Here is a 14,826-nt window from a genome sequence, read left to right on the forward strand (position 1 = left end):
TTTCCTAGCTATCATCGTCTACTTTCTATTCCTTTTCTTCTTGGGCCTGTATCTCTGCTAATGCATTTCCCACCGCTATATCCAAGCCGCCAAGGATCTGGATTGTCAACAGTAAATCAGACAGCTTTTTAAGGGCCTCTTGGCGGTACTGAGCAGGTGTCATGTATCCCAGTGTTCCGTGAATGCGATAATTATTAAGCCAGTTGACGTAATCGTATAGTTCGACCTCCAAATGATCAAAGCTCTGAAATTCCATCTGGTTTACGAACTCGGTTTTCATGACCTTGTAGGTGGCTTCCGCTACGGCATTGTCATAGGGACAGCCTTTCATGCTCAGAGAACGACCGATCTCAAAGGTTTCCAGAAGCTCGTCCATCTTTTCATTTTTAAATTCACTGCCACGGTCTGTATGAAACCACTGAATTTGATGCAGATCACCCTGTACTGTGGCAAAGGCGCGAGAAATCAGAGCAGCGTCCTTGTTCGGACCTGCACTATGACCGATAATCTCTCGATTGAACAGGTCAACGAGTACACAAATGTAGTGCCACTGGTGCTGAACCTTCACATAGGTCAGGTCGCTGACGACGAAGCGCCTGGTCTCGGTTTGGTCAAATTCACGATTCAGGATGTTGGCTGTAGCCGCTTCATTACAGGCGGTTTTATAGGGCCTATATTGTGCCACCGTGTAGGTTGAAACGAGTCCATGTTCTTTCATAATCCGGCCAATTCGACGTCTGGACACCACGAATCTGCGCTCATGGAGCTTGATTTTGATCTTGCGCGTGCCATAGGCTTTTCGGTTTTTGTGGAAGATATCCACAACCGCTTCGGTTACATCGTCTTCGGTTGCCTGTTCTTTGGCTTCGTAGTAAAACGTACTTCTTGCGATTTGCAGGACGTAGCACATTGCTGATACCGAGTATTTATCACGATTGTTCTGGATGATAGCTACTTTCGTCCCATGATCAGCGCGGCTTGCTTTAAAATATCGACCTCCATCTTCAAACGCTGGTTCTCTTTTCGCAAAGCCAACAGTTCGTTTTCATCTGAAGAACGATTGTCTTTCTCCTTAAAGGAGCCTGACGTCTGAGCTTGCTTGATCCAGCGATCTAAAGCTGAAGCTGTGAGGCCATATTCCTCCACAATCGCTGCCCGAGATTTCCCGTTTTCATAGAGTTGCACCATTTGCTTTTTAAATTCTGAGGTGAAGGTTCGACGTTGTTGTTTTGGCATTGTAGATAATCCGCTCCTTAGTGTAATAGGTTTATTCTACAAGCCCCCATTTTTGTTGTCCAACTAAGTGTAGCCGATCCAGATCTCCTTACGCTTATGCGGCAGTGAAGCAATTACAGCAGAAATAACTTCAGTCAATTCTTCAACTGGCCTTGTTAGATCCATTTGTATATCTAATGCGGATTTTATCTTTGCCACGGATTTCATCACCTCCTCAAGATGTAAAATAAGCCCCTGTATTATTCAGAAGCTTTTCACACTTGTATCTTAAAATACTTCTGTTGCTGTAACGCTGCGGATTTTAAAAGGAAACATTGTTCTATTTATCCCCAATAAACGCCCATCCAAAATCACTACAGATATTAGAGTTACAGAACAATTTATGGTAATATTAAACTATCAGCTGAAATTTAATAAAGGAACAAAAAAAATGACTAAAAGTAAACTTACTCACTTTATATTAATTTTTTATATGGGCTGGACAATTAAGGAGCTAACATTTCATCCTCAAATATCTGATTTGGGGCTTTATTTGATATCCGTTTTGATAAAGCTGATTTTTTGGATCGGGTTGGTGATCATTTATTTCGTATGTATCGATCATTTAAGGATGCAACAAATCACTAGCTACTTGAAATTAAAACACAATGTTATCAAGGGAGTATTTACAGGCGGAATTATCGGACTCGTATTGGTAGTAATTGAACTTGCCATCTTTAAAGGTTTTAGTTTTGACATAGGAATCAGATGGATCATTACACCGTTAGCGGCGTTTTCTGAGGAAGTGGTGTTCCGGGGATTCGTTATGAATAAACTAAGAGACCATCGGGTAAAGGGATATAACTTTATACAAGCTATACTTTTTATGGGGATACACTTTCCAATAGGTATTATTTCAGGATATTCACTTCTTAACTATGTGACCATATTTCTCGTAGGATACATTCTTGGATTTATATATAAAAAGACTTCTTCAATATGGGCTCCAACGATTGCACATAGTGTCTATAATATTCTTATTTATTTAAGGCAGTGATGTACCTATTCCTTTTTAGGGCGTCAATCCTTTATGTTTTTACCGGTGATGTTGCTGAATCTGGAAAAGATGAAGTTATAAAAGTATTGGCCTTATTATTAGAAATAGTTAGCACCTTCGCTAAGACTGAGAAGCTTAATGTCTGGATTAAACGCTCAAAACTCCTTATACAACATCCAAGGGGCTATAATTATAATCATTGGGGCTTGGGATCTATGTGCGTTGATAAAATATTTGTATAAAGCTAACTGGACACAATAACTCAATAAACAAGAAGAGACGGCAGCCGATAAAGTGGCTGCCGTTTTCTCAACTAACAGGCTGTTTAATGGACATAAATCTAAACTCTTTTCCGAATCCCAAGACGATAAAATAATGAAAAGGGGTTAGTCAACTGAATCAAGTAACAAAGCCTATAAAACAATTATTGACCAAGCCTTCTTAGAAATAAAGAACGGTGGGTACTAGGCGCCAATTTGACTATTTTAAAAATTGATTTGTTTCTAATTTTAAAGCATTATATGATGGTTTCAGACATCGATGTACTTTAAAAAGAAAGAGAAGAAAAATATGAAGGCTGAAATTGAAAAAATACCGTCTTGTAGAATTGCATACATGAGACAGATTGGTCCTTATGGAATTGCAAATTCACAACTAATGGAGAAATTTAAATGTTGGGTTAAATCGAATAATTTATTTAATAATACGTCTATTATCCTTGGTATTGCCCAAGATAATCCTGCATTTGTGAAGCCGGAAAATTGTCGCTACGATGCATGTTTGGTTCTCCCTGATGATTACTGTGTTAATGTTGATGAAGTAAGCCTGAGTAACATTAGTGGAGGAAGATACGCTGTCTTTAAGATACATCATACAGCAGAAGCTGTTCAAAATGCTTGGGCTGAAATATTTTTGGAGTTAAAAAAACAAAGGTTCAGATTAGATGAAACCAGACCTATCTTGGAGCGATATACAGTTGAACTTATTAATAATCATTATTGCGAAATTTGCGTTCCTATCCAATAGACGTATTAAGACATAGGTTGTTTCTATTATTGAAGGCAGTCTAATACTAATTCCCTTTTATAAAAGTAAAAGCCCTCTGTTTAAGAGGGCTTTTGTGTATACAGTATATAATTTGTTTGTTGCTGGATAACTACGGATTTTATTTAAGGGAAGCTATAGCTTTATTTATTTCTTCTAGTTTAGTCTTATATTTAGCTAAATCAACTTCAACTGCTTCGGTAGGAGGTGCAGTAAACATTATATTGTCGAACTGCTAGAGCTTCCACCAGCAGGAATATTAACTGTAGCCACAGTTTTTCCTCGGCTGAACAATTTTAGATTCCTAGAACCGGGTCGAATGTTGCATTAACAATCAAACCATTGAACAAATCACCACGCATTTCAGCAATATCATCACGAAAACCCCTGAGTGTTTTTTCGAGTCCCTCAATGTTCCCTACCTCTAAAGCAAGTCCACTCACAAATGCTTCGGAAAAATCCACAGGACCTTTTAAATAAGTAGCATCATCAACTGATCGAATGATAATAGGTCCCTGGATCGGTTACTCTTAGTTGGACAGAAAAAATAAGGGCTAGTAGAATGAAAACATTAGAATTAGGAGCGGATCTACTATGCCAAGACAAAGACGTACATTTACAGCAGATTTTAAGAAACAAATGGTTCAGTTATACGACAACGGAAAGCCGAGAGCAGCCATTGCGAGAGAGTATGAGCTTAGCCCATCGGCTCTAGATCGCTGGATCAAGCAGGCTCAAACCTCAGGTTCATTCGCTGAAAAAGATAACCGAACTGCAGAAGAGAATGAACTCCTTGCGCTCCGTAAAGAAAATGAGCGACTCAAGATAGAGAATGATATTTTAAAGCAAGCCGCGCTGATCATGGGACGAAAGTAAAAATCATTAAGCAAAACAGTGATAAATACTCGGTATCAGCATTGTGTGAAGTCCTGCAAATCGCTAGAAGCACGTTCTACTATGAAGCGAAAGAAAAAGACAACGAAGACGAAGTAACTACGGCTATCGTAGAGATCTTTCATACCAATCGAAAGGCGTATGGAACGCGCAAGTTGAAAGTCAAACTTCAGGAGCAAGGATACACCGTTTCCAGACGTCGAATTGGACGGATTATGAAAGAGCAGGGCCTCGTGTCCACGTACACGATAGCGCAGTATAAGCCGCACAAGACCGCTTGTAACGAAGCAACAACGGCGAATGTGTTGAAGCGTGAATTTGATCAAACCGAAGCTAAACGTTTCGTAGTCAGCGATCTAACTTATGTGAAAGTTCAGCACAAGTGGCACTACATTTGCGTACTGATCGACTTATTTAATCGTGAAATCATTGGCCATAGTGCAGGTCCCAACAAAGATGCTGCTCTGATTTCCCGTGCCTTTGCCACGGTAGAGGGCGATTTGAGCGACATTCAGTGGTTTCATACGGATCGTGGAAGCGAATTTAGGAACCAAACCATGGACGAACTGCTAGAGACCTTTGACATTGGCCGTTCCCTAAGTATGAAAGGCTGTCCCTACGACAATGCCGTGGCCGAAGCCACCTACAAAGTGATGAAAACAGAATTTGTAAACCAAATGAATTTCCAGAGTCTTCATCATCTAAAACTAGAATTATATGATTATGTGAACTGGTTCAACAAGCATCGTATTCACGGCACATTAAGATACATGACGCCAGTCCAGTACAAAGCTGCAGCCCTTAAAAAAGTTGTCTGATTTACTGTTGACAGTCCAGTACGGAATAAGGTCCCTGTAATAATACCGCCCTCTATTTCATTACCAATTAGTTTGCTTCCTCGTATTGTACTTGCATTAACTGTACTAGCCCTAATATCTGAAGCATTCATTTCTGAATTATCAATTTGGCCTGTAAGCTTGATTGACCTGGCAACTACGTTTCCCTGCATGTCTACTCGGAACGGCGCAATAGTATAATCGTCATTCCCTGCACTGATTCCGTTCGTATTAATTTTGGTTACGTTATTGCCACTACCAATTACTAAGGATACAAAGTTACCAAGTTGCCCGACAATCTGCTCGGCTACTACCCCGTGCGCTGTAATAGCCGTTCTTGCTGTTTTACCTCCATCGGTGGTTAAGAAACTCCGTTCGAAGTCATAATAACCTGGTTCAGTGCGTTGCTTTGATCCTGCAAGACGATGCCCCGTTGATCGTACTTGATTTCTGTTTTGGAATTATCAATGTCAATCACGGCCTGCTTTGCAAAGGATTCAAAAACCTCCGTCCGGATCTTACCATTGGAAAACAAATTATTGATAATGTTTTTATTCCGCTCCAGGTCGGAAATAATGTCCGCATAGTCTCGTAAATTGACATTGGATATAGTAGGCTCGCTGTGTTTGTTACGGCTATACGGATACTCTGTAAGCTCTGTAATTCGAGCTTTGAGTTTGTTCATGTCCATCGCCGGATCAATACACATTACAGCATCACCCAAATGCGGCTCCGGTTCCGAGTTATCAATTTTAAACAAGTCTGCCGTTGATACAGTTACCTCCAGCGTTACATTCTCCTGTTCGGCAAGAGCCTTCCGCGTAGCCTTCAACAAGTCCTCCGGTTCCTCTATGTCCTGCTCTTTAATCTCGCCATCATAAAACGGCACGGAATCACTGGCCCAATATTGAGCGTATGGCGATATTAAGTAATTCACCGCCAGCTTTCCGTTTACAATCGTTCCCGGTACACCGGAAAGCAAGCTCCGCTCCTCGTCCGTCAGTTTGGACGCATCCATTCCGATAAAAGTACGTCCATCCTACATCTGTGCAAACATGCGTGTGACCAAAGATTCACCCTTATCTTTAGAGCTGCTGGATACGATATTCTTTTTAAGCCGGTACTGTAATCCGCTGTCGGTTCCGATCTTTTTTCTAAGGTTAATAGTGAAATTGTCTGGTTCAACCTCGCACTCATACATCTGAATGATCTTGTTAAGTGCTTCAAGACAAGTGCTTCGCCCAAAGTCCTTAACATCGTGCAGATCGAATGTGTCGTGAATAACAAACTTAAACCGTCCGCCTGTAGCAGCCGTAATCAAGTCTGTAAGCTGGTTGATATGGATACCATAAGCTTCAGCAATGTATGAAGCATACGGAAACTTGTAATCATTGAGCTTGAACATAACGTGATTACAATATATATTGGCAGTCAGTTTTTTTCCCTCGCGTGATCGGCTACGAGACTGAATGACATAAAATTGGCCACGCTCATCTCGAACGTGGCCCTTGATTGCTATCTTTTCACGGTAATCATCGCTGGTTTATTGGAACCATAAAGGTTAACTCATATTCACTGTTGATCCTGCGCCGCCGCTGAATGTCGTAAGAGTCAGCCAGCGGTCCAACACGTCTCATGTTTTTATCAATACTTGCATAGTTGGATTCGCCATAAGTCACCTCAATACAAAAATTTATCTCTATGAGTAATACGACACAGCACCGTCCTGCCTGTCTCCGGGTCTGTCCAAGTCAGGTTGTTATTACCGAGATTCAAGTCAAAGAAATCTCCATTGTAAAGATGTGAAACATTCTGTCCATTCCGTGTAATCTTGAATTTGCCAAAATCAATAACAATTACTTCCCCAGGTCGGAATACATCTGTAAACTCGATATAGTCCGTATGATACCTGTCAGCATCTGCATGTAAGCTGCCTGCTCCAGACATACGCTCTGCTATCATCTCAATTTCACGGATAAACTCATACGTTTGGTTGGAGGGATTATTTGAAGGGAAGTATTGATCTTGGGTATCACGCTGACGGTACTCGAAACCGGCCTGATAAGAACCATGAAATCGATGACCCATCCCTGATGAAGCTGTCTGAGAACTACCCGAAGTACAAAGACGCAACACGAAAACTTAAGGATTACTTGGACGATCAATTAGCTGCTTTTAAAAGTGAAGTATTAAGCGGTAACTACATCAAACCCAGCAAGCTGACGTTTAAAAACTTTTATGAAAATGAGTGGGTTCCGAAGTACGCCGCAATAGAATTAAAGAACGGAGCCACCTTGGAATCTCACTGATCCAAAATCAAGAATCACGTTCTGCCGAAAATTGGTCATATGACTATTGATGAAATTACAACCATGATTTTAGTGAAATTGTTCGCTGATATGAGAAAGCCCGGCGCCCGTGTTGATAAAAAAGGGACAAAGTCTACTCTTACATCGCGTACAATCCAGTATACTTACGATGTAACAAATAGCATATTCCAACGAGCCACAGAATGACGTGTACTGACCAAAAACCTCCTGGAAGGCGTTAAACGTCCACAAATTAGCAAAGAGGATAAAAAGGCCCGCAAAGACCGCAAAAACTACTTTGAAGAAGATGAGGCTGTCAAGGTAATTGATAAATTACTTTATTCAGACTCTAAATGGAGACTTTTTTTCTTGGGGGCGATAATGGGAGGATTCCGACGCGGTGAGTTAATTGCTTTAGACGAAGACGATTGCGACTTTGAAAACAACAGATTAAGGATTGACGAGAGCATTTCAAGCACCAAAAATGGCCAGGCGGACATTACAGATACCAAGAATGAAGCATCTAACGATTATGTAGATATGCCGCAATGGTATATGGAGGAACTGGCCGTCCATGTTAAAGGCATGCGAAAACTAAGGTTTGAGGCAAAGGCAAATGGGACATGGAAAGGCGGGGATCGCAACTTTGTTTTTCACTCAGGTACAGGGAAACCCTATTACCATACAACGCCGTCCCAGCAGTGGAAAAACTGGTGTGAGCGGTACGGCTTCCATAATGTATCACTTCATGGTCTTCTCCATACAAATGCAACGTATTTGCTGGGCCAGGGAGCATCTATCAAGGAGATTCAACATCGTTTGCGACACTCCACTTTCAAGTGACCACAGATACCTATGCGCACGTCACCAAAAAGCTTAGTCGCAAAACGACAGCACACCTTGACGTCTTCGATCCGAAAGTTGGTCCCAATCCGTCCCCAAAGGCGAAAAAAGTGCTCGTCCCCTATAAAATGAGTGCTATGATCTCAAGTTCTGAAAAAGCAAAAAACCCTTGAATATCAAGGGTTTCATGCGATAAATTAATATGCCGAGGACCGGGATCGAACCGGTACGGTAGTCACCTACCGCAGGATTTTAAGTCCTGTGCGTCTGCCAATTCCGCCACCCCGGCATGCATTTAGGAACGTTGTTTTACACTTACTTGACTTGCAAGTACTGGAGAAACATTACTTATGGTTCTCATTATGTAAATACCGTTCAATTGGTCACCAACATATAATACGACAATTTCATCGGTTTGTAAAGTGTTTTTTAAAAAAAATAATAAAATTCTCTGTTTGAATAACTTAAGGTCATTTGATTTACACTAATAAACGTCTTTCCAAACTACCAGAAGGGGTGTTACGAATGCGTGAAGGTATGATTCCAGCTGTTCTTGGAACGGTAGTATCAGCTTCAGGCGCTGTGTTGCTGAGCAGTAAGTATAAACTTGCAGCTACAGGCATTCTCGGTTTCGGACTGGCTCATGTTGTCCTGGGAGCGATTGATCTGATTGAGCATCGCTAACTGTTTGGGAAGTGCCGGGAAGGATTCAAATTCCTTCCCGGTTTTATTTTTATAAACGTTTAGTCTGGAGCATAAGCGTTTATGTAAAGTTTAGAATCTGATTATACCTAAGAAGGAGCGAGTAATGTGCTATGAGAAAAAATAACTCTGAAAAAAAGAATCATACCGACGATCAAAACGAATATAAACAATCTCTGGATAAGCGCGAGCCAGGATTTAATCGGATTCCTGACACCGATGCCGATACGCCTGCAGCTACCGATATGATTGATGAAGCCGTTGGTCGTGGAATAGACAAGTTGCGTAATGATTTTACAAAATAAAGTTTGGTAATAAAAAGGGGCTTATTGAGCATGTTTACCTAATTCTTAGTTATATGTACAGTGATTTCGTAAAATCACTTGAAAATAAGCATAATCCAGCCAATAATCGAAATCCACAGCATGATGCTAATTAAAAGCCCGAATACAATACCTACAGAGAAATTACCTTCGGTCTTCGGCATAGCATTGCCAAATTTTAATCTAAGCTTCAGTTGATCCCAGTTCATAGAACCCCCTCCTTAAGTTCTATTTCGGAATGTGAAGCTTATTTTTATAGATCAATAGTCATATTTTTTAAAATAAAAAAAGGGTTATTTGTCCTATCAGGCTGAACGAGGAAATAGTATTACAGCAATACCAACCAAACAAATCAATCCACCAATGATATCGTACACATCAGGTGTCTTTTTATCAATCCACCAGCCCCATGCAATAGAAAGAACGATAAAGACACCTCCGTATGCTGCATACACACGCCCAAAGGAGGAGAACACCTGAAAGGTTGCAATGATCCCATACACAGCCAAAATCACTCCGCCGCAAAGTCCGACATACCATGTCTTCCCTTCACGCAGCCATTGCCAGATCAAATATCCTCCTCCAATTTCAGCGATGCCAGCCAGAATAAAAAGTAACGCTGCCTTTAACACCATTTCACATCCTTCATTCTGCTAAGCTTCTCGATTAATTTTTGAATGTCTCGTTAGAGCACTCGGCTTAAAATAATAATCACTGCAATCACACCGACCAGAATAAGCAGGTTGCTGACCTGACGCCATAAACCAGAGACTCCCTCAGAGTGAAGCCTTTGCTGATTCACATCAAAGTTTGCTTTGGCTCCTTCAGCATCTACAGGCTTAGAGAACGGTCTGTTTTCTTCATTCATGTTAACAGCCTCCTTGTTAAGTTTCATCTTAATGATACCAAACTTTACCTCTGATTTCGCATTGATTTTATTGTACAATCATGTGTCGATATTCACTGAATATAAAGTATGAAGATGAATTAGGGCAGAGTGGGTATTTAGACGCCTTTTATTGCAGGACGGTAGTTATGGTATAATTTAGTCAACTTGTTCAAGAACGTAATCAGAAAATAGCTATTTCTTCAACGCTGATGGATTTACATCCAAGAATCCGCATCCCGATTACAAACCAGCATATTCTAATTGTAATTCCGAGGGAGGATACCGATGTCCCCAATTTTTTTAGCTACTATAATGTTAATGGGCCTGTTGTTATTTCAGGCAGCCATCATTCTGGGTATTATTCATTGGGTTTCCAAGCACACCCGCCGCCCAGCCCGGACCAAAATGTACCTTACGCTGGGTTTGCTCGCTTTGATTTTAGGCTTCTTGGTGTGGAACTACTGGGTATATCCACAGGAATTCAATGGTTGGACGATGATTTGTTGGCTAGTGATCATGATTAGCGCATGTATACAGCTTATAAAACAAAAAGGAAAAAGCTAGTCTCATTACATGCAGCAAAGGAGGAGCGCCATGAAATCTCACTCAATACGCTTTTGGCTACAGAGGGTGCTACTACTAATGCTTGTTTTACTCTTTAGCGGCTCTCAGCAATCGTTTATCATAGCCGATGCCGCCCCACCTGTTAATGCTCAAGCCTCAGCAAAAGCAAGGCAGCTACTTGCCTACCTTTCTAATCTGCCGGCCGGTATGCTGATCTCCGGGCAGCATGATTACTTGGAGGCACCGGATGAACAAAATAACAAGCTACAACAAATCAGTGGTCAATACGCAGGGCTTCACGGCTATGAGTTTGGAGGATTGGCCAATCAGTCCCATACTGCCTTACGGGAACAGCGGCAACATGTGGTGGACAGCGCTATTCGATGGAGTGAGGACGGAGGGATCGTAGCCATCACCTTTCATCAAGCGTTACCGGGTACACCCAAAACGTGGAAGAACGTACAGGCCAAAATTACTCAAGCTGAATTCAATCGTTACGTCACGCCGGGCACCTCCCAATATAAGCAACTGATCGCCGATTTGGACGAGGCTGCTCTGTCACTCAAGAGCTTGCGAGACGCAGATGTGCCTGTTTTATGGAGACCGTATCACGAAATGAACGGCAGCTGGTTTTGGTGGGGGAACAAGCAAAATTACGCCAAACTGTGGGATCTGATGTATGATCGTTTCGTACGTGTCCATCATCTCGACAACCTGTTGTGGGTATGGAGTCCCAATGCTCCAAACGCATACAGCACTCCGTATAATCAAACCTTTCCTGGTATACATCGAGTGGATATTCTCGCAGCCGATATCTACAACAATGATTACAAATCCTCTTACTACACCGAATTGCTAAAGCTTGCGCAGGGCAAGCCTATCGGAATCGGGGAAAGTGATATTCTACCGAGTGCAAAGGTACTGCAAAATCAACCTGACTGGGCCTATGCCATGAGCTGGGGAAAGGAACTGTCTGCAGTCAATTCTCAGGCAGCGATCAGACATTTCATGAACCAAAACAATATTATCACACGAGAGCTTCTTCATGAGTCCTTCCGCTGACAAGACAAAAAGCTTCAACTTCGCTCTACGAGTGAGGTTGAAGCTTTTTTATAAATAAAACCCAATCAAGTCCTTAACTATTTCTGATTACTTCTTCCAGATCAATATCGGCATAAGCCTCTTCACCAAGATGTACGGATACAATGGTATAGATCCGCTTGGTCAATCTTGACATCAGTCGATCACCCGGTACTACAGAATATTCTTCCCGAAAATCTCCAATTTTGTGAAAACCGCTGGATATATGGATGTACAAGTTGCCTCTTCGTGTTTTACCATGTACCAACATCAAATCTCCTCCTGCTGTAACATCCTAATTTTCCTGTTACTTTTATATCGGTCAGAACAAGATAGGATATAAGTCCCTGGTACTCTTTACCCGTTTCATATAATTGTGCACTTAAACGAAACGGGCCTGCCATTAATGTGACAGACCCGTTTTTGTAAAGCTATTACCGTGATTTACGAAAAAAACATTATTTATAGGATTCTGCTATCGCATTTGCTGCAATGATAGCGTTGTACACATCTTCAGGGCTGACAGGGAATGGCATGTTGACCATCGTATCATTGGATGCACAAGCTGTCTCAGCTACTTGACGCCACTCAGCCTCAACAAATTCCTCTACCCCCAAATCACGAAGCGTCAATGGGAGGTCTACATCCTTAATCAGCTTAATTACGGTTTCCAGCTCCTCTTTTGGAGCATTTTCCAGCACCAGCTGAGTTAACAGACCAAAAGTAACCTTCTCGCCATGCTGTGCTTTGTGGAGCGAAGGAACAGCTGTCATACCATTGTGAATGGCATGCGCTGCTGCCAACCCGCCTGATTCTGCACCTACACCACTCAAATAAATAGTTGCTTCAATCGTATCCTCTACCGCACGAGTATATACTTTACGATCGACGGCACGTTTAGCCTTCACTGCATTTTCCAGCAACGTTTCATAACAAAGGCGGGCAAGTCCCAGTCCTGTGGTGGAAGGCTTGTTCAAAACCAGGTTGTCCCCGTTGGACTGATAGCAAGCACGGGCTTCAAAATAAGTCGCCAGTGCATCACCGATACCAGCTGCAAAGAAACGCGCAGGTGCTGCTGCCAGAATCCCTGTATCCGCCAGCACAACGTCTGGATTCGTAGGCAGGAACAAATATTCATCAAAGGAGCCATCTTTCTTATAAATGACCGCAAGCGCGGTACAAGGGGCATCCGTAGAGGCAATCGTCGGGAAAATTACGACAGGCAGCTTTTCATAATAAGCGGTTGCCTTAGCGGTATCCAGCGTTTTACCGCCGCCAATCCCTATAATAATATTAGAGCCGTGTTTACGCACCAATTCACGGTTACGCTCAATTTCTTCTTTTGTACATTCATATTGGAATTTCTCGAAAACTGCCTGGTTACCGGCTGCTTCAATAGAAGCACCAGCCTCCTTTTGGGCCCTTTCAAGAATGAACTCATCACAAATAACAAAGGCTTTATCGCCATAATCCTTAATGTAGTCATTTAATGACGAGAGCAGATTTTGACCAGAAATAAATTTCTTGGGTGAAGTAACGGACCTTACAACGTTTTTCATGTAAAATTCCTCCTCAGCTTTGACTCATACCGAAAAGAATAGCCCTTTCAGCATGTGACACATCTAACTATAAACCTCTTTTCCCCGTATTAAAAGGCTTATTATGGAATATTTTATGAACAAATTGTGTATCCGTCATCCTTCACGTCCGCGCTCCATTCAGAATACAGGATTCCCATCATGATACGGTCATAGCTATTACCATCACGAAGAACAGCGGAGCGAACCCTGCCTTCAATCTGAAAACCTGCTTTTTCGTAGGTCCGAATAGCCTGATCATTGTATTCAATGACATCCAACCCGACCCGGTTCAAATTTAGTTCATAAAAGGCATAACGAAGAATGAGACGTACAGCTTCTGTCCCGTAACCTTTGCCACGATATTCCGTATTACCTATACCAACGGCCAGTTGCCCGGTTCGATTATTCCACTCAATCCCATGAATAGCAACAAATCCGATCAGGACATCATCGGCTAATGTTCTTAACCGAAAATAAACCTCATTAGAGCTTGGGGCTCCTTCTGCCTCCATCTGCTTCAATGTGTAAGGGAGTGCCAAATCCGTATCTACATTTCGCAGATACTCCGCATCCTCTCCCCATTTGAACATCACCTCGGCATCCTCTTCTCTGACTGCAGCTAGCTTAATTCGTTCTCCGTAAAATAAATTTGCGATCCCCATACGCGCTTCATCTCCTGTTGTACATTTTGTCCGTTTTTTTCACCACAACTGTCAATCAATTAAATGTTCGCAATATAAGCACCCCTTATGAATTCAATGTATAAATTTTACAAAACAATTGGACATAACACAATCAAAACATCACAGTACCCTATTTTCAAATACTCAAAAAAGACCTTGCAGCCGCAAGGTCTTTCGTATTTTTAATATTTAAACAGCATAGCAACCAGTTGATATCCGGCTCCAATCGTCCAGAACAGCACATAATCACCACGCCGGATACGACCGGATTCGATGCCTTCATACAAGGCAATGAATGGACTACTGGTACCTGTGTAACCATAACGATCACCCACATAGATCATCTGGGCATCCTCCAGCTTCAAATGGTCCTGAATCTTCAACACATTTGCCAACGAAAACTGAGACAGGCAATAAGCCTGTATTTCCTGAGGTGTCAGCCCATTCTTCTTTAAGATACGTTCAAGCAGATCATATGTTGGGGGCAGAGCCATATTAGCATCAAACGCAAGCCACTGAATATATTTTCCGGGTGCATTCCTTTGCAATGTTGCCGCTAATCCCTGAGCCGGATATAAAATTTTATCTATATTGATCGGGTCTGTAAAATACATGGAATCTATAAAGCCGGTATTCTCTTCTGTACGCTCCAAAATGGCTGCACACGCAGCATCTCCATAATTCGCATAAGTAATTTCATCCTCGGGACCGGAAATGAGCGAGTTATAATCCGAACCAATAATAAGCGCTGTCCGCATCAGATTTGTGAATATACAAAAAAAACCGCCACTGCTCCTGACTACAGGA

At 41.9% G+C, this 14,826-nt stretch carries 20 protein-coding genes, 1 tRNA gene and 1 pseudogene; 9 read left to right on the forward strand and 13 right to left on the reverse strand.

Annotated elements, in window-relative coordinates:
• Positions 1-25: 25 nt before the first annotated feature.
• Both GCU48_RS01265 and GCU48_RS28580 read right to left on the reverse strand, forming a co-directional pair.
• A protein-coding gene (locus GCU48_RS01265; RefSeq protein ID WP_244316002.1) for an IS3 family transposase occupies positions 26-1,236 on the reverse strand; the annotation gives its coding sequence in 2 pieces (ribosomal slippage) (positions 26-987 and positions 987-1,236; 1,212 coding nt in all).
• Positions 1,237-1,299: 63 nt separating this feature from the next.
• Positions 1,300-1,434 (reverse strand): hypothetical protein, encoded by a 135-nt coding sequence (locus tag GCU48_RS28580; RefSeq protein ID WP_280116418.1) that lies wholly within the window; start codon positions 1,432-1,434, stop codon positions 1,300-1,302.
• Between the two features lie 232 nt (positions 1,435-1,666).
• On the opposite strand from GCU48_RS28580, the gene GCU48_RS01270 reads away from it, so the two are divergent.
• The 3 genes from GCU48_RS01270 (at position 1,667) to GCU48_RS01285 (ending at position 5,028) form a co-directional block, all read left to right on the forward strand.
• Positions 1,667-2,272, forward strand: coding sequence for a CPBP family intramembrane glutamic endopeptidase (locus GCU48_RS01270; protein ID WP_152378782.1), 606 nt, complete (start codon positions 1,667-1,669; stop codon positions 2,270-2,272).
• A gap of 570 nt (positions 2,273-2,842) precedes the next feature.
• Positions 2,843-3,298, forward strand: a complete 456-nt coding sequence (locus tag GCU48_RS01275; protein ID WP_152378783.1) for an AraC family transcriptional regulator — start codon at positions 2,843-2,845, stop codon at positions 3,296-3,298.
• A 612-nt stretch (positions 3,299-3,910) separates the two neighbouring features.
• Positions 3,911-5,028 (forward strand): IS3 family transposase gene (locus GCU48_RS01285; RefSeq protein ID WP_152378784.1). Its coding sequence is split into 2 segments (ribosomal slippage): positions 3,911-4,157 and positions 4,157-5,028, totalling 1,119 coding nucleotides; the frame shifts between segments, so codons are not numbered across the junction.
• Positions 5,029-5,407: 379 nt separating this feature from the next.
• Here GCU48_RS01285 and GCU48_RS29000 read toward each other — a convergent pair.
• The 3 genes from GCU48_RS29000 to GCU48_RS01295 all read right to left on the reverse strand — a co-directional run bounded on the left by GCU48_RS29000 (position 5,408) and on the right by GCU48_RS01295 (position 7,008).
• Positions 5,408-6,064 (reverse strand): phage tail protein, encoded by a 657-nt coding sequence (locus GCU48_RS29000; RefSeq protein ID WP_370880999.1) that lies wholly within the window; start codon positions 6,062-6,064, stop codon positions 5,408-5,410.
• A 21-nt stretch (positions 6,065-6,085) separates the two neighbouring features.
• Positions 6,086-6,565, reverse strand: a complete 480-nt coding sequence (locus tag GCU48_RS29005; protein WP_370881000.1) for a phage tail spike protein — start codon at positions 6,563-6,565, stop codon at positions 6,086-6,088.
• Between the two features lie 161 nt (positions 6,566-6,726).
• Positions 6,727-7,008 carry a phage distal tail protein gene (locus tag GCU48_RS01295; protein WP_244316003.1) on the reverse strand — a complete coding sequence of 94 codons (282 nt, stop codon included), beginning with the start codon at positions 7,006-7,008 and terminating at the stop codon, positions 6,727-6,729.
• Positions 7,009-7,052: 44 nt separating this feature from the next.
• On the opposite strand from GCU48_RS01295, the gene GCU48_RS01300 reads away from it, so the two are divergent.
• Both GCU48_RS01300 and GCU48_RS01305 read left to right on the forward strand, forming a co-directional pair.
• Complete coding sequence (locus GCU48_RS01300) at positions 7,053-7,355, forward strand: hypothetical protein (protein WP_208812050.1); 303 nt, start codon at positions 7,053-7,055, stop codon at positions 7,353-7,355.
• 324 nt (positions 7,356-7,679) lie between these two features.
• Positions 7,680-8,198 carry a site-specific integrase gene (locus tag GCU48_RS01305; RefSeq protein WP_244316235.1) on the forward strand — a complete coding sequence of 173 codons (519 nt, stop codon included), beginning with the start codon at positions 7,680-7,682 and terminating at the stop codon, positions 8,196-8,198.
• 203 nt (positions 8,199-8,401) lie between these two features.
• Here GCU48_RS01305 and GCU48_RS01310 read toward each other — a convergent pair.
• Positions 8,402-8,487, reverse strand: a tRNA-Leu gene (locus GCU48_RS01310).
• Between the two features lie 236 nt (positions 8,488-8,723).
• Between GCU48_RS01310 and GCU48_RS01315 the strand changes: the two genes are divergently transcribed.
• Positions 8,724-8,882 (forward strand): hypothetical protein, encoded by a 159-nt coding sequence (locus GCU48_RS01315; RefSeq protein WP_013311032.1) that lies wholly within the window; start codon positions 8,724-8,726, stop codon positions 8,880-8,882.
• 131 nt (positions 8,883-9,013) lie between these two features.
• On the forward strand, positions 9,014-9,205 hold the full coding sequence (locus GCU48_RS01320) for a hypothetical protein (protein ID WP_152378787.1): 192 nt from the start codon (positions 9,014-9,016) through the stop codon (positions 9,203-9,205).
• Between the two features lie 74 nt (positions 9,206-9,279).
• Here the strand turns inward: GCU48_RS01320 and GCU48_RS26705 are convergent, their stop codons facing one another.
• The 3 genes from GCU48_RS26705 to GCU48_RS01330 form a co-directional block, all read right to left on the reverse strand.
• Positions 9,280-9,432 carry a hypothetical protein gene (locus GCU48_RS26705; RefSeq protein WP_167518622.1) on the reverse strand — a complete coding sequence of 51 codons (153 nt, stop codon included), beginning with the start codon at positions 9,430-9,432 and terminating at the stop codon, positions 9,280-9,282.
• A gap of 96 nt (positions 9,433-9,528) precedes the next feature.
• Complete coding sequence (locus GCU48_RS01325) at positions 9,529-9,855, reverse strand: YnfA family protein (RefSeq protein ID WP_152382071.1); 327 nt, start codon at positions 9,853-9,855, stop codon at positions 9,529-9,531.
• 53 nt (positions 9,856-9,908) lie between these two features.
• Entirely contained in the window at positions 9,909-10,091 is a 183-nt protein-coding gene (locus tag GCU48_RS01330) for a hypothetical protein (RefSeq protein ID WP_025715595.1), read from the reverse strand.
• 306 nt (positions 10,092-10,397) lie between these two features.
• On the opposite strand from GCU48_RS01330, the gene GCU48_RS01335 reads away from it, so the two are divergent.
• Together GCU48_RS01335 and GCU48_RS01340 are read left to right on the forward strand one after the other, a co-directional pair.
• Positions 10,398-10,676 (forward strand): hypothetical protein, encoded by a 279-nt coding sequence (locus tag GCU48_RS01335; protein ID WP_152378788.1) that lies wholly within the window; start codon positions 10,398-10,400, stop codon positions 10,674-10,676.
• A gap of 30 nt (positions 10,677-10,706) precedes the next feature.
• A complete protein-coding gene (locus GCU48_RS01340; protein WP_152378789.1) occupies positions 10,707-11,738 on the forward strand; it encodes a glycosyl hydrolase in 1,032 nt (343 codons plus the stop codon).
• 73 nt (positions 11,739-11,811) lie between these two features.
• Here the strand turns inward: GCU48_RS01340 and GCU48_RS01345 are convergent, their stop codons facing one another.
• The 4 genes and pseudogenes from GCU48_RS01345 to GCU48_RS01360 form a co-directional block, all read right to left on the reverse strand.
• Positions 11,812-12,027 (reverse strand): hypothetical protein, encoded by a 216-nt coding sequence (locus GCU48_RS01345; RefSeq protein ID WP_025715598.1) that lies wholly within the window; start codon positions 12,025-12,027, stop codon positions 11,812-11,814.
• Between the two features lie 187 nt (positions 12,028-12,214).
• Positions 12,215-13,315, reverse strand: a complete 1,101-nt coding sequence (locus GCU48_RS01350; RefSeq protein WP_025715599.1) for a glycerol dehydrogenase — start codon at positions 13,313-13,315, stop codon at positions 12,215-12,217.
• A 113-nt stretch (positions 13,316-13,428) separates the two neighbouring features.
• Positions 13,429-13,998: a GNAT family N-acetyltransferase gene (locus tag GCU48_RS01355; protein ID WP_152378790.1), complete on the reverse strand. Its 570-nt coding sequence runs from the start codon at positions 13,996-13,998 to the stop codon at positions 13,429-13,431.
• A gap of 203 nt (positions 13,999-14,201) precedes the next feature.
• Positions 14,202-14,777, reverse strand: a pseudogene (locus GCU48_RS01360) (3-oxoacyl-[acyl-carrier-protein] synthase III C-terminal domain-containing protein); the annotation flags it as partial.
• Between the last annotated feature and the right edge of the window lie 49 nt (positions 14,778-14,826).

The sequence above is a fragment of the Paenibacillus brasilensis genome (genome assembly GCF_009363115.1).
Lineage (GTDB): Bacteria > Bacillota > Bacilli > Paenibacillales > Paenibacillaceae > Paenibacillus > Paenibacillus brasilensis.

Coding starts and splice junctions, on each gene's coding strand:
- GCU48_RS01330 (WP_025715595.1), bottom strand. CDS start 10,091: ATGAATGAAGAAAACAGACCGTTCTCTAAGCCTGTAGATGCTGAAGGA.
- GCU48_RS01335 (WP_152378788.1), top strand. CDS start 10,398: ATGTCCCCAATTTTTTTAGCTACTATAATGTTAATGGGCCTGTTGTTA.
- GCU48_RS01345 (WP_025715598.1), bottom strand. CDS start 12,027: ATGTTGGTACATGGTAAAACACGAAGAGGCAACTTGTACATCCATATA.
- GCU48_RS01295 (WP_244316003.1), bottom strand. CDS start 7,008: ATGATAGCAGAGCGTATGTCTGGAGCAGGCAGCTTACATGCAGATGCT.
- GCU48_RS29000 (WP_370880999.1), bottom strand. CDS start 6,064: ATGGATGCGTCCAAACTGACGGACGAGGAGCGGAGCTTGCTTTCCGGT.
- GCU48_RS01355 (WP_152378790.1), bottom strand. CDS start 13,998: ATGGGGATCGCAAATTTATTTTACGGAGAACGAATTAAGCTAGCTGCA.
- GCU48_RS01350 (WP_025715599.1), bottom strand. CDS start 13,315: ATGAAAAACGTTGTAAGGTCCGTTACTTCACCCAAGAAATTTATTTCT.
- GCU48_RS01315 (WP_013311032.1), top strand. CDS start 8,724: ATGCGTGAAGGTATGATTCCAGCTGTTCTTGGAACGGTAGTATCAGCT.
- GCU48_RS01320 (WP_152378787.1), top strand. CDS start 9,014: ATGAGAAAAAATAACTCTGAAAAAAAGAATCATACCGACGATCAAAAC.
- GCU48_RS01275 (WP_152378783.1), top strand. CDS start 2,843: ATGAAGGCTGAAATTGAAAAAATACCGTCTTGTAGAATTGCATACATG.
- GCU48_RS01270 (WP_152378782.1), top strand. CDS start 1,667: ATGACTAAAAGTAAACTTACTCACTTTATATTAATTTTTTATATGGGC.
- GCU48_RS01340 (WP_152378789.1), top strand. CDS start 10,707: ATGAAATCTCACTCAATACGCTTTTGGCTACAGAGGGTGCTACTACTA.
- GCU48_RS26705 (WP_167518622.1), bottom strand. CDS start 9,432: ATGAACTGGGATCAACTGAAGCTTAGATTAAAATTTGGCAATGCTATG.